The 13,869-nt window shown below is 71.9% G+C and carries 11 protein-coding genes; 7 read left to right on the forward strand and 4 right to left on the reverse strand.

All coding sequences use genetic code 11. The features are described 5' to 3' along the window. Positions 1-27: 27 nt before the first annotated feature. The 4 genes from OG276_RS18200 to OG276_RS18215 all read right to left on the reverse strand — a co-directional run bounded on the left by OG276_RS18200 (position 28) and on the right by OG276_RS18215 (position 6,270). On the reverse strand, positions 28-846 hold the full coding sequence (locus tag OG276_RS18200; RefSeq protein ID WP_266906793.1) for an isocitrate lyase/phosphoenolpyruvate mutase family protein: 819 nt from the start codon (positions 844-846) through the stop codon (positions 28-30). 134 nt (positions 847-980) lie between these two features. Next, positions 981-3,986, reverse strand: coding sequence for a glycine--tRNA ligase (locus OG276_RS18205; protein WP_266906795.1), 3,006 nt, complete (start codon positions 3,984-3,986; stop codon positions 981-983). A gap of 134 nt (positions 3,987-4,120) precedes the next feature. Beyond that, positions 4,121-5,221: a hypothetical protein gene (locus tag OG276_RS18210; RefSeq protein ID WP_266906797.1), complete on the reverse strand. Its 1,101-nt coding sequence runs from the start codon at positions 5,219-5,221 to the stop codon at positions 4,121-4,123. Continuing rightward, positions 5,215-6,270, reverse strand: a complete 1,056-nt coding sequence (locus OG276_RS18215) for an LD-carboxypeptidase (RefSeq protein WP_266906799.1) — start codon at positions 6,268-6,270, stop codon at positions 5,215-5,217. Before OG276_RS18215 ends, OG276_RS18210 begins: the two co-directional genes overlap by 7 nt. Positions 6,271-6,769: 499 nt before the next feature. Here OG276_RS18215 and OG276_RS18220 point away from each other — a divergent pair, with 499 nt between their 5' ends. From OG276_RS18220 to OG276_RS18250, 7 genes are all read left to right on the forward strand, one after another. Then, positions 6,770-6,952 (forward strand): hypothetical protein, encoded by a 183-nt coding sequence (locus tag OG276_RS18220; RefSeq protein WP_266906801.1) that lies wholly within the window; start codon positions 6,770-6,772, stop codon positions 6,950-6,952. A 92-nt stretch (positions 6,953-7,044) separates the two neighbouring features. Continuing rightward, entirely contained in the window at positions 7,045-8,313 is a 1,269-nt protein-coding gene (locus OG276_RS18225) for an acetyl-CoA carboxylase biotin carboxylase subunit family protein (protein WP_266906803.1), read from the forward strand. Beyond that, positions 8,310-9,362, forward strand: coding sequence for a branched-chain amino acid aminotransferase (locus OG276_RS18230; protein ID WP_266906805.1), 1,053 nt, complete (start codon positions 8,310-8,312; stop codon positions 9,360-9,362). The genes OG276_RS18225 and OG276_RS18230 overlap by 4 nt, the downstream gene beginning before the upstream one ends. Positions 9,363-9,636: 274 nt before the next feature. Beyond that, positions 9,637-10,653 carry an amino acid--tRNA ligase-related protein gene (locus OG276_RS18235; protein WP_266906807.1) on the forward strand — a complete coding sequence of 339 codons (1,017 nt, stop codon included), beginning with the start codon at positions 9,637-9,639 and terminating at the stop codon, positions 10,651-10,653. Between the two features lie 131 nt (positions 10,654-10,784). Further along, on the forward strand, positions 10,785-11,813 hold the full coding sequence (locus tag OG276_RS18240) for a hypothetical protein (protein WP_266906809.1): 1,029 nt from the start codon (positions 10,785-10,787) through the stop codon (positions 11,811-11,813). Between the two features lie 49 nt (positions 11,814-11,862). Next, the gene (locus tag OG276_RS18245) at positions 11,863-13,221 is read left to right on the forward strand and encodes an MFS transporter (RefSeq protein WP_266906811.1); all 1,359 of its coding nucleotides are present in this window, start codon (positions 11,863-11,865) and stop codon (positions 13,219-13,221) included. Beyond that, complete coding sequence (locus OG276_RS18250; protein ID WP_266906813.1) at positions 13,214-13,852, forward strand: DHHA1 domain-containing protein; 639 nt, start codon at positions 13,214-13,216, stop codon at positions 13,850-13,852. The genes OG276_RS18245 and OG276_RS18250 overlap by 8 nt, the downstream gene beginning before the upstream one ends. Positions 13,853-13,869: the final 17 nt, after the last annotated feature.

The following is a 13,869-nucleotide window of genomic DNA, read 5'->3' on the forward strand; positions in this document are numbered from 1 at the left end:
AGCGGCCCACAGCCGTTCCATCAAGCCCTACTTCACGAAGAGGCTGTTCAGGGTGCCGTAGTCGAGCGCCCCTTCCAGAGCCCCGTACGTCCCCTGCTCCAGCACCTCCACCGCCGCGGTGCGGGCCGCCGCGTACGCCGCCTGTGCCACACCGGTTCCGACGCTGACCCGGCGCACCCCGGCCTTCGCCAGCTCGGCGACGGACGGACCGCCCGGCCCTGCCATGGCGTTGACCGGCAGCGGGCCCCGCGCGATCTCGCTCAGGGCGTCCAGGTCCAGCAGCCCCGGCACGAAGATGCCGTCGGCCCCGGCGGCGGCGTACGCCTCCACCCGCGCCAGTACGTCGGCGAGACGGCCGGACTCCTCGCCGATCCCGAACAGGAAGACGTCGGTACGGGCGTTGATCACCAGCTCCGGCAGCCCGGCCTCGGTGGCCGCCGCGCGGGCGGCGCGGATCCGGTCGGCCTGCTCCGAGGCGGTGTGGAGCGTACCGTCGGCCGCCTTCGAGTCCTCCAGGTTGATTCCGACGGCGCCCACCGCCACCACCTCGCGCACGGTGGCCGCGACGTCCTCGTAACCGCCCTCGACGTCCACGGTGACCGGGACGTCCACGGCCGCCACGATCCGCGCGGCCGCCGCCAGCATCTCCGCCTTCGTCGCGTGCTGACCGTCCCCGCGCCCGATCGACCAGGCCACGCCACCGCTGGTGGTCGCGATGGCCGCGGCCCCGGCCGACTCGATCACCGCCGCACTGCCCGCGTCCCAGGCGTTGGGGAGAACGATCAGCGACGCACCCAACTCCCTCAACCGCAGGGCCTTCTCGGTGGTCTTCGCTTCCACGCTCATCCGTACTCTCCTCAACTTCGGCCATGCTGAACGATCGTCATACCGCCCGACTGGGCAGAGATTAACGCGACGGGGCCCCCGGCCCGGCGTCCGCGCCGGGCCGGGGGCCCCGTCTCACCTCTGTCGAGCGCCGGTTACAGCGCGCGCCAGTCCAGGGTCGTGCGGGCCAGTCGCGCCACGTCGGCCAGCAGGGCAAGCCTGGCCGCGCGGACCGCCGGGTCGGGGTCCATCACCAGAACGTCGTCGAAGAAGGCGTTGATCGCGACGACCAGCGGGGCGGAGACCTCGATCAGCGCGGCGAGGTCGTCCTCACGGCCGGTCAGGGACTCGCGGACGGCCTGCGCGCTCTCGGCGAGGCGCAGCTCGGCGGGAGCGGTCAGCGGGGAACGGTCCACCGCGTCGGCGCCCTCCGCGGCGTCCGCGGGGAGGATGCGCACCACGCGCTGGAGTGCGGCGGTGAGCCCGTCGAAGGCCTCGGTGCCGACGTGGCGCTCCAGCGTGGCCAGGGTGCGGTCGCCGTGGGCGGGGCGATCGGCCCACACCAGGACGGCCTGGACCAGGCGGTGCTCGTGCCCGGCGTCGGTGAGCTGCTGCTCGTAGCGACGGGTGATCAGCTCGGCGGCCTCCGTGAGCCGCTCGGCGGGCACCTCGACGCCCTGGGCGGCGAAGCGGTCGGCCGCCGCGCGCAGCGCCTCGTGCACGCGGACGCCGGCCAGCGCGGGCGTGCTCCGCAGCACGTTGAGCAGACCGATGGCGGCCCTACGGACACCGAACGGGTCGGAGCTTCCGGTCGGCGCAGCGCCGATCACGAACATGCCCGTCACCAGGTCGAACCGGTCGGCGAGCGACAGTACGGCGCCCGCGTCGCTCGCGGGCAGCGCACCGCCGGCGGAACGCGGAAGCTCCATCTCGGCCAGGGCTCGCGCGACCTGCGCGGACTCTCCGGCGTGGCGGGCGTACTCCTCGGCCATCACTCCGGCCAGGCCGGAGAACTCGACGACCATCTGGGAAGCCAGGTCGAACTTGGCCAGCGACCCGGCGCGGCGCACCGTGGCGAGCGCCTCCTCGTCGAGCCCCGCGTTCGCGGCCAGGCCGAGCGCGAGGGCGGCGATGCGGTCGGCGCGGTCGGCGACCGTGCCGAGCCGGTCCTCGAAGGTCAGCTTGTCCAGCCGGCCGCGGAGCTCCTGGGGGGAGACCTTCAGGTCGGCGCGGAAGAAGAAGGCGGCGTCCTCGTAACGGGCCCGCAGCACCGCCTCGTTGCCCGAACGCACCACGTCGTCGTCGCACGTGCCGTTGGCGAAGGTGATGAAGTGGGGCATGAGGCGCCCGTCCGCGTCCAGCACCGGCAGGTAGCGCTGGTGCTTGCGCATCACGGTGGTCAGGACGCTCGCGGGCAGGTCGAGGTAGCTCTCGTCGAAGGATCCCCGCACCGGGTGCGGGAACTCCACGATGTCGGTGATCTCGTCGATCAGTCCGGACTCACCGGCGACGTCGATGGAGCCGCCGACCTCGGCCGCCGACTCGTGGGCTCCGCGCACCACCACGTCGCGCCGGGTCTCGCGGTCCAGCAGGATGCCGTGCATCTTGAGGAAGTGGGCGTAGCCCTCGGCGGACGCCACCTGGACGACCGGGTCGGGGGCGGTGCGGTGGACCCGGGTGCTGGTGCCCGAGGCGAGCGCGGAGACGGCGACCGGCAGGGGGGTGCTGCCGAGCAGGGCGAGCAGCCAGCGCACGGGGCGGGAGAAGGACAGGGTCGGGTCGTTCCACCGCATGTTGCGGCTGGCGCGCAGCCCGGACACGACCTCGGCCAGCAGTTCGCTGAGCACCTCGACCGCCGGGCGGCCCGGCTCCTCGCGGGTGAGCACGACGTACTCGACACCGCTGACGTCGGCGACCTGGAGGTCGGCCGGGTCGACGCCCTGGCTGCGGGCGAAGCCCAGCAGGGCGGGGGTGGGGGCGCCGTCCTTGTAGGCGGCGGCGGCCTTGGGGCCGCGCACGGTCTTGGCGGTGTCCGGCTCGTACGGCTCCACGCCGTCGACCGTGATCACGATGCGGCGCGGCGTGGCCATCGCGGTGATCGGGCCGTGGCCCAGCCGGGTGGCGGCGAGCTTGGCCGTGACCGCCTCGCGCACCGCGTCGGTGGTGGCGCGGACGTCGGCGTACGGGAGTTCCTCCATGCCGATCTCGAACAGCAGCGTCTCGGTGCTGGAGACCGTGGGCAGCGCGGCCCGCACGGCGGGGGCCGGCGAGGCCGCCACTCCGAGCGGGTACTCCAGTACGGCGCGGCGCTGCGCCCACAGCTTGGCCGACTCGTGCGTGAGGCCGCGCATCAGGGAGAAGGCCTTGGCCCGCTCCGTGGTGCTGAGCGCGCCGCGCGCGTCGAGCACGTTGAAGGTGTGGCTGCACTTGAGTACGTAGGTGTAGGCCGGGATGGGCAGTTCGAGGTCGATCATGCGCCGGGCCTCGGACGCGTACGCCTCGAAGAGCTTGTGGTTGGTGTCGACGTCGGCGTCGTCGAGGTAGTGGCGGCTCATCTCGTACTCGTTCTGGCCGAACACCTCGCCGTAGGTGATGCCCGGCGCGTAGGCGATGTCCTTGAAGTGGGACACGCCCTGAAGGTTCATCAGGATGCGTTCCAGGCCGTAGGTGATCTCCACCGACACCGGGGACAGGGTGACCCCGCCGACCTGCTGGAAGTAGGTGAACTGGGTGATCTCCATGCCGTCCAGCCAGACCTCCCACCCCAGCCCCCAGGCACCGAGCGCGGGCGAGGCCCAGTTGTCCTCCACGAACCGCACGTCGTGCGCGCTCAGGTCGACGCCGAGCGCCTGCAGGCTGCCCAGGTAGAGCTCCTGCGGGTTGCCCGGGTCGGGCTTGAGGATCACCTGGAACTGGGTGTGCATCTGGAGCCGGTTCGGGTTCTCGCCGTAGCGCGAGTCGTCCGGCCGCACGCTGGGCTCGACGTAGGCGACGCTCCAGGGCTCGGGGCCGAGCACCCGGAGGGCCGTGGACGGGTTGGCCGTTCCGGCCCCCACCTCCGTGTTCAACGGCTGCGTGATCATGCAGCCGTTGTCGCTCCAGTATTTCTGCAGGGTGAGGATCGCGTCCTGCATGGTCAGCGCGGTGTGGCCGTTCTTCATGGTGATCGAATCGCCTGTTTCCCGAGTCGGTGCGGCAAGGTGGTTTCGTGCGCGGGCGCCGTCGCACGCCCGAACGCCCCTGAGGTGCTCTTCCTGGATCTGACTCCGGTCCCGGACGACCGGAAGGCCCGCTCTCAGCAGACCCGGTCCAAGTCTGCCTCCAGCGTTCCCGCGAGCTGATCCGGGGGCAGTTCGTCGACGTCGTCGGCCGGCGGGCTGGCGTGCCGTCGCAGTCGCTCCTCGGCCGCCGCGACCGCCAGTGCCGCAGGCCGCCACACCTCGGCCGGGCCGTTGGTGCGCTCGCCGAGCAGTTTCAGCAGGGACCGGTAGTTCTGACCGCGTCCCCGGGCGACCGGGCGCACGCCTTCCATGGCGAGCACCGCCGCCGAGGACAGCGCGTCCAGGGCTATCAGATCGCTCACGCCGTGCGCCAGCGCGGCCGCGGCCGGGCCGGCCAGGACGGGGTGGGCCAGGCCCATGGCCTGCGTCAGGACCATGTTCACGCCGAAGGCGAGCTCCACGCCGATCGCACGGCCGTCCTCCTCGATCACGATGACGTTGGCGACATCGGACCACCCCCGGGGTCCCCGCAGAGCCACGTTGGCGTTGCGGCCGGTGACGCCCGGCATGCCGAAGACGTGCCGGAACGCTCCGGGGGTGTCCGTGGTGGGGGCCACGTCGAGGCCGGCCGCGACGCCGGCCTCCCGCAGGTCCAGGTCGTCGGCCAGGACACGCAGTCGTACGTCGTGGGCCGGGATGCCGAGCCTGTCCACCAGCAGGTCCCGGGCGAGCGCGGTGAGCCCCGGCGCGTCCCCGGAGGGTCCGAGTGCGCCGAAGGACATGAAGGAGCAGCCGAAGGGGGACATCTCGCCGGTCCGCCGGACGTGGTCGAGGTTGCGCAGGCGCAGGGCGGGCTGGACGAGGAAGGCGCGCTCGCTCACACCGCCGGAGAGCAGCGGTTTCAGCACGCTGATCGTGGAGTTGGTGTAGCGCACGCTGGGATCGTGCCGGGAGACCACCGGCCGGCGGTGGCGCTCCGTGTACCCGGACGCCAGACATGCGCCGCGGAACTCTTCCAGTACGGCGACCGCGGTGTCGGGGACCCCCTGGGCCGCGGTCGGCACCGGTCCGGTCGCCGGTCCCGTCGCCGGTGCGCCGGCCGGTCCGATCTCCGGTCCGATCGCCTCAGGGCCCGCGGTGCGGACCGCCTCCGCGTACGGCGGGAGCCTCACCATCCGGCACCGCCCTCGGGACGGGGCGCGACCGCCGCGGCGTCGAGGGAGAGCGTTTCGCCGTCCAGTACGGCCCGTACGCCCAGGGGCAGGGTCGTCATGGGGCTGGTGTGTCCGCTGGGGAAGCCGATGACGACGGGGAACTCGTGCCCGCTCAGCATCTCGGCGATCGCACGGCCCAGGTCCTCGGTCTGGTCCTCGTGGTACGGCCAGCCGAACACGATCCCGAGCGCCCCGTCGAACATTCCGGCCAGGTTCATCGTCAGGAGGTCCTCGGCGGCGTTCACCATCGAGTAGGGCAGCTGCGGTGTCTCCAACAGGACGATGCAGTCGGTGAAATCGGGCTGCCACGGGGTGCCGACCAGGCGCCTGAGGACCGGGAGGCAGCCGCCGGTGAGGGTTCCCGCGACCCGTCCGGGGCGCAGCACCTCGGTCTTCGGTACGGGACCTGCGCGCCGGGCCTTTCCGGGGGCGCTCCAGTCCCCGCCCTCCGTGACGATCCGCTCGGGCCTCGGCACCGGCCCGGCCGGGCGGGCGGAACCGGTCACCTTCAGGAAGTGTTCCGCCGTCTCCCGCAAGGGGGTCGGGTATTCGGCCCACTCCGCCATGATCGAAGGCCCGTAGAAGGTGGCCATGCCGGTTTCGAGGCGGATCGCCGTGTGGAGCGAGGTCATGTCCGAGTACCCGACGAAGACCTTGGGGTGCTCGGCGATGAGCCCGTAGTCGAGTTCCGGGAGCAGTTGCGCGGTGAGGCTGCCGCCGATGGCGCACATCACCGCACGGACCTCGTCGTCCGCGAAGGCCTCGTGCAGGTCCGCGACCCGCTGCTCGACGGTTCCGGCGGTCCACCGGCCGGTCGCGAGGGCGTTCTTGGCGAGCCGGGGGCGCAGACCGACGTCCCTCAGCGCCTGCAGCCCGCGCTCCAGGCGCCGGGGGTAGCGGCCGGCCGCGTCCGAGGCGGGCGAGACGACGGCGACCACGTCGCCGGGTGCCAGGGCGGGCGGCAGCACCAGGGCCGGCAGCGGGGAACGCCGCGGTTCGGCAGATGTCATGCGCGAGTCCTTCCCTCGGGCCGGATCTTTCTCCGGCAGATGGTGCTCCGGAAAGACATGTGACTCCTCATCAAATACGACGGACTTCGCATCCCGCCATCCCGTCGCTTCCGCGAAACCGCAGAACGCATTTCCGCCGGACGAGGGGAGATTTCCCGTAGGAGAGACGGTTCGGCGAACGCCCGAACGCGATCCGAAGGACCCGTTACGACGCGGTTCATCGCGAGGCCGGGCTATACGGAAATCGACCCCGACCTTAGATATCCACGCGTCTCATTGACAAGTCCGAGACACACCGTATGTCAGTGAGCCAGGTCACAGCCCTTGCAGCCGGAGGACGCCCCGTACCTGACCAGCGGGCCGGAGCATGCCAGACAGGAACCTGCCAGGCCGTTCCCTTGATGCCCCGGCAACCCCTGCGTAGCTTTCCGGCAGGAGAGGAACCGGCGAACCCGTTCCCACTCTCGATGTTGAACAAAGAACCACCAGGGAGATCCTCATGAAGTTCACGATGCGCGCCACTTCGATTCTTTCGGTAATCACTGCCGTTGTGGCACTGGGCGCCGTGGCCGCAAACGCTGACGAAATGGACACCTCGCGTGTGGCGTCGAATGTGGTGGCAAATGCGGCGGCAAATGTTGCGGCGGACGACGTTTACCCGCTGAGCCTCAACTGGGACTGACCGCCCCCTTCCTGCGCCGCGAAATTCGCGGCGCGCGGGTGAACGATCGCAGGCAATGAGCCGAGAAGGCTGGAAGGACAGGACAACGGGGTATGAGCGAAACAAATCTCTTGGTGTACTCGTGGAACGGGGTCACCCTGGAGGCACTGCTGGACCGTGGAGCCCGCGTCACGCTGGTCTTCGACCTGTGGGAGTCGACCCACCGGTCCATCGACCCCGCGCTGCTCGCCCGGGTGGACCGCCACTACGTGATCCGCAGCTACGACGCACTCAACGAGGTCGCGCAGCTCGCCGTCGAACTCCGCTCCACCGGAGTGAAGATCGACCGGGTCCTCAGCCTTTCGGAGTTCAGCCAGTTCAGCGCCGGCTACATGGCGACCCTGCTCGGTCTCGGCCAGCCCTCGATCGAGAAGTCCGTGCTCATGCGCGACAAGCGGGCCATGAAGGAGCGTGCCGCACGCGCCGGCATCGCCTGCGCCCGCTACGAGTCCCTCTCCACCACCGAGGTCGAGGGTTCCGTACGCCGCGTCGAGGAGCGCCTCGGCTTCCCCGTCATCGTCAAGCCCGCGGCCGGCCTGGGCTCGGTGGCCACCTCCGCGGTGAACAGCGCCGAGGAGCTCACCTCCGTACTGCGCGCCGCCGGAAGCGACACCGCGGAGAGCGGCCTCACGCAGTTCCTGATCGCCGAGGAGCCGATCGACGGCGACGAGTACCACGTCGACGCGGTCTGGGAGAACGGCGTCGCGCAGGTCCTGGGCGTCAGCCGCTACCTGCGGCCGCGCATGCTGGTGACGACTCCGGGCCGGGACAACGGCTCGATCCTGCTGCCCCGCGACCGCGAGCCCGAGCTCTACGCCGAGGTCGAGGAACTGCACGCCCGCATCAACGACGCGTTCGAGATCACGGACGACATCACCCACCTGGAGATCTTCCGGCGGGCCGACGGCCGGCTGTGGTTCTCCGAGATGGCCACCCGGTTCGCCGGCGGCGCCATCCCCGAGAGCTTCAAGCCGTACGGCGCGGACCTGCGCGAACTGTGGATCGACGCCGTCGTCAAGACGGACCGCGAACCGCTGGAGCTGCGCGCCCCGGACTATCCGTACGTCGGCTGGATCAACCTGGCCCCCACGGCCGCCGGTGTCATCACCGCGGAGCCCTCCGACGAGCAGATCGCGGCCTTCCCGTACGTCCTGGACACCATCCGGTCCCGTGCGGTGGGCTTCGAGATCGAGGAACTGCACCCCTCGGTGTGGTGCCTGATGCTGGTCATCAGCGCCGAGACCGAGCAGCAGTTCCGCGAGCGGGCCGCCGAGCTGGAGGCCGCGCTGGCTCCCTCCTACGCGACGGCGCCGGCTTCGTGAGCACCGCGCTGAACCCCTCCGAGGCGCCCGCCACCCTGGGTTTCGGAGCCCGCTTCACCGCGAGCATGATGCTGTCGCGGTGGACCCCCGACAACGGCTGGTCGGCGCTCGAACTGGTCCCCCACCGGCCTCTGGAACTGTCCCCCGCGGCCATGGCGCTGCACTACGGACAGGCGATCTTCGAGGGGTTGAAGGCGTTCCCCCACCCGGACGGTTCGCTCGCGCTGTTCCGGCCGCTCGCCAACGCCGTACGGTTCAACCACAGCGCCGAGCGCCTCGCCATGCCCGTGCTGCCCGTCGAGACCTTCGTCGACGCCTGTGCACGGCTGGTGCGCGCCGATGCCTCCGAAGTCCCGCGGGGCCCGGGGCAGAGCCTGTACCTCAGGCCGTTCATGATCGCGGTGGAGCCGAGCCTGGGCGTACGGCCGGCCCGGGAATACCTGTTCGCCGTGATCGCCTCACCGGTCGACCACTTCTTCGCGGACGGCTTCGAGGCCATCGACGTCTGGTGCCCGACCGACCGGATCCGTGCGGCCCCCGGGGGTACGGGGGCGGCCAAGTGCGCGGGCAACTACGCCGCCAGCCTGGCCACCAAGTCCCTCGCCCTGGAGCAGGGCTGTCACGAGGTCCTGTGGCTCGACGCCCGCGAACACCGCTTCGTGGAAGAGCTCGGCGCCATGAACTTCTTCGGCGTCACCCGGGAACCGTCGGGTGCGCCGCTCCTGGTGACCCCGCCCCTGTCGGGAACGATCCTGGCGGGCAACACGCGGGACACCCTCATCGAGATCGCCGCCGACCTGGGCGTGCGCACCGAACAGCGGGCCGTCGACATCGCCGAACTGACCACCGGCGAAGCCCGTTTCGAGGAAGCCTTCGCCTGCGGCACCGCGGCCTCCGTGGTGCCCATCGGCAGCGTGACGACCGCGGCCGGCCGGCACGTCGTCGGTGACGGCCGTCCGGGCGACCTGACCACCCGGCTCCGCGAGGAACTGGCCGCCATTCAGTACGGGGGCCGGCCCGACCACCGGCACTGGACGTACACCGTCTGACCCGGCCGTCCGGCTCTTCTGCCCTTCGGCTCCTCGGCCCTCGCGGGTCTCCGGCCCTCGCGGGTCTCCGGCCCTCGCGGGTCTCCGGCCCTCGCGGGTCTCCGGCCCCCGTGGCTCTCCGGCCCCCGTGGCCCCTTGCCTCTACGGCCCCTTGGCCTGTGTGGCCCCCGGCCTCGTGGCCCCTCGGCCCCCTGGCCCTCTCCATCCACAGGTGCACCTCGCATCCCATAGGTGCGCCTTGCCCTGTGCACCCTTCATCCCTAGGGAGAACACCTTGTCCACGCCCACTTACACGCACGGCGGATGGCGTCCCTCCGAGGACCGCTTCCTGGAGATCATCGACCAGCCGCTGTACCGCACGCTGGTGGACCTCCAGGACGTCGTGACCCTCGAGACCGCCGTCTTCTGGCGCGAGCGCGGCGTCAAGTCCGTCCACCTGCCGATCACCACGAACAGCATCTCCAGCCCGATGGGCCTGGGCAGCGACTCGCTCCCGGTCGAGATCGACCTGTTCGGCCAGCGCACGTTCCTCGCCGACTCGATGCAGTTCATGCTCGAATACGGCTGCCGCCTCAGCCCCCAGGGCAGCTGGTACCTGATGCCGAGCTTCCGCGGCGAGGACTGCGACGAGACGCACCTCAACCAGTTCTTCCACAGCGAGGCCGAGCTCCCGGGCGGTCTCGACGCGTGCATCGAGGCCGTCAACGCGTACATGCGCCGGCTGGCCCAGGCCGTCCTGGACCGTCACGCCGACGACGTCCGTGCCATCGCGGGCACCACCGAGCACCTGGAGCGCATGGCCGGGCTGGAGTCCTTCCCCCGCATGACCTTCGACGAGGCCGTCGCCCACCTGGGCGACGACCCGAAGGCGGTCGAGTACCAGGAGGGCTGGCGCACCCTGACCCGGCACGGCGAGCGCCGGCTGATGGACGAGGTCAGCCCGATCCTCTGGGTCACGCACTTCGACCACCTGTCGGTGCCCTTCTACCAGGCGTACGGCGACGAAGAGCAGCGCACCGCCCTCAACGGCGACCTGCTCTTCGGCATCGGCGAGACCGTCGGCTGCGGCGAGCGCCACGTCGACGGCGAGCAGGCGCGCAAGGCCCTGGCCCACCACGAGGTCCCCGAGGAGGACTACGCCTGGTACGTGCGCATGAAGGACGCGTACCCGCAGCACACCTCGGGCTTCGGCCTCGGCATCGAGCGCTGGCTGATGTGGGTCCTGAACCAGAAGGACATCCGCGAGCTCCAGCTCGCGCCGCGCCTGAACGGTGTCACCGTCACCCCGTGACCCGTACGGCCCGCCCACCGGCCCTTCCGGCACGGATCCGCACCCCCGGATCCGTGGCCGCGGGGCCGGTGGGCGGCGCCGCCGTTGCGACCCCGCGCACGGTGGTCCCGTAGCCCCGCAGGAGAAGACAGATGGCCCGGTCCACCGACGAGTCCACCGTCGCCAGGACGTCCGCACCGCACTGCTCGCTGCGCGAGGCCACCCACGCGTACCTGGCCGTCCGTCCCGCGCTGATCAGCGCGCACGAACAGACCGGCGTCGAACTCGTCTACCACCGCGACGACGCCCAGCACACCTACCGCCAGTCCGTGCCCGACCTGATGGCGACGCTCGGTGTGCTCGGCCGGGGGCTGCTCCCGGAACCGCCCGGCGCGGTGGGCGCGTTGGTCATCCCCATGCCCTACTACCGCCGGTTCAAGCCCGAAGGCACCCCGGTCGACCCGGCCACGTGCGGCCGGATCATCCGCGTCCGCAACCGGGAACTGCTGGACGACTGCGCGCGGTTCCGCCGCGACAATCCGCCCTCGGCCGGACTGCCCATGCCGGCCCTGATGGCCGATCCCTTCCGCGACGCGGAGGAGTTCGCCGCCGACCACGCCGATCGCCTCGGCGAGGTCTTCGCCCTCAAATGGCATCCGCCGGCGGCCGAAAGGCCCGTCTCCGCCTACGTGGAGCGCGGCTATCTCGACCTCGCCGCGGAGCTGGGCGTGCCCACCGTGATGCACTGCGCCCCCAAGGGCCAGCTCGGCGACCTGGCCGAGATCGCCGCGGACGCCGTCCCCGCCGCGCTCGCGGCGGGTGCCCGGATCAGCCTGGCCCACCTCGGCTTCGACGACCCCGCACTGCCCCGGATCCTGAACACCCCGGGGGTGTACGCCAACCTCGGCCCCTGGCAAGCGGTGTTCGAGGGGACCGCCGCCGACCCCGGCGCCCTGGACCGCGACGCCCGGCTCGCCCGGCTCATCACCGCGTGCGGGCCCAAGCTGATGCTCTCCCTCGACTCCCCCTGGCACCTCCAGCACCGGGACCACGGCCGCGTCCTCGGCACGGACACCGTCCCGGCCCTGCGCCGGATCCTCGGTTCGCTCGCGCTCAGCGGCACCGATCCGCAGGCCCTGCTGGCGGGCAACGCCCTGCCCTACCTGTTCGGGACGTCATGAACGGCCCCGACACCCCACCGAGTACCGACCCGACGCAGAAGGAGGAGCCGTGTCCCTGCTGAAGGACCTGCGCGCACTGCCCCCGAGCGCCCGGACCCTGCTCCTGCTCGGCGCCCTCAACAACGTCGGCTCGGGCCTGGTCCTGCCGTTCCTCGCCGTCTACGTCCACCAGGTCAACGGCCTCGGACTCGACACGGCCATGCACGCCGTGTCGGTGGCCGCGATCACCGCCATCGTCGGCGGCCTCAACGCCGGACGCCTCGCCGACCGGATCGGCGCCCGCCGTACGGCGGCGGCGCACATGGTGCTCAGCGCGGTGGGCATGACCGGGTTCGCCCTGGCCGGCGAGACCTGGCACTTCCTGGTGTCCGCCGCGATCTGGGGCATCGGCCTGGGCAGCTCCTCCGTCTGGAACACGCTGCTCGCCACATCGGTGCCCGCCTCGTCCCACCCGGTGGTCTTCGGGTCCAGCTTCACCCTGACGAACGCCGCGCTGGGCATCGGCGGTCTCCTCGGCGGCACGGTCGCCAGCGTCGCCCACCCGCTGTCGTTCCGGCTGCTGTACGGCGCCAACGCCCTCAGCTACCTCGCCATCGCCCTGGCCGTCTTCGCCCTGCGCAGCCTCGGGACCGACGCACCGGCCGGGACCGGCACACGCCAGGACTCCGCCCGGCCGCAGAGCTACCGCCAGGTCTTCACCAGCGGCCCGTTCCTGCTCGTCCTCGGCCTCGGGCTGGCCCTGTACTTCGTCTCGTACGGACAACTGGAGGCGGGCTACCCGGCCTTCCTGCTGACGGGCACGGCCGTGGGGCCGACCGGGATCGCCGTGCTGTTCGCCGTGAACACCGGGGCGGTCATCGGCTCGCAGCTGGTCCTGCACGAGCTGATCAAGCGGTGGAAGCACACCCGGACCATCGCCCTGGCCGGCGCCGCCTGGTCGGTGAGCTGGCTCCTCGTGCTCGCCGCGACGGCCTCGGGCACGGACTTCCAACTGCCGGTGCTCATCGCGGGCATGGTCCTCTTCGCCTGCGCCGAGACGCTGTACGCCTCGGGCATGCCCTCCCTGGTCAACTCCCTGGCCACCCCCGCCCTGCGCGGGCGCTTCAACGCCGCCTACGGCACGGCCACCTCGGCGGGCTTCGTCACCGGCCCCCTGGCGGCGGGCGCCCTGGTCTCCGGCGGCGGGGGAACCCTCCTCGTCACCGGCCTGTCCGTGCTCTGCGCGGTGGCGGCCGTGGTCGCCCTGGCCGGTACGGGCCTTCTCGCGCGGGCGGCTTCGGCAGCCTCGGCCGCCACGGCGCGGGAGACCGCAGCAGACGGGGAAGCCGCTGCGGAACCCGCCCCGGAAGGCACGGAGGAACCCACCCCGGACCCGGCGGCAGACCACCGGGAGGCGGTCCATGGCTGACCTCCTCATCCAGCCGCCGACACCGTTCCCCTTCCCGAAGGGAGCCCAGGAGGCAGCACAGCAGGCAGCCCGGGAAACCCCCCGGGAGACGCCCCACACCTGCCACGACCGCCGCCTCCTGCGCGAGCTGGCGGACCTCCTGGGGGCGCAACCGCAGGACGCCCCGGCCGCACTCCGCACCCGGCTGGCCCTGCTCGCCGAAGCCCGGGCCGAAGTGGAGCGGCTGCGCGGAGCCGAGCTGTCCTCGGCCGCGCGCGTCCTGGCCGGGCGGGCCCAGATCGTTCCCGGCGGGCTGCTCGTCGTGACCCGGGTCGACAACACGACCGGACGCAGACTGCGGCACCTGGCCTCGGCCGCGACCGGGCACCTCTCCCGCGGCATGGGCGTCGTCGTGCTGTGCACCGCGTACGAGGGCCGGGCCCTGCTGGTCTGCGCGGTCGGCCACCAGCTGCGTGCGCGGGGCGTGGACGCCCGGGACGTGCTCCAGGAGGCCGCGGCCGCGATCGGGGGGACCCCGGCGGGCCGGGGAGCCCGGTCGAGCGCCGCCGGACAGTGGACCGACGAGCTGGGCAGCGCCCTCTCATCGGCCCGCGCGAAGGCCTCGGCTCTGCTGCGGCGGAGCGTGGGGTGAGCGCCTACGGGGAGGCG

Source organism: Streptomyces sp. NBC_00086 (assembly GCF_026343255.1).
Lineage (GTDB): Bacteria > Actinomycetota > Actinomycetes > Streptomycetales > Streptomycetaceae > Streptomyces.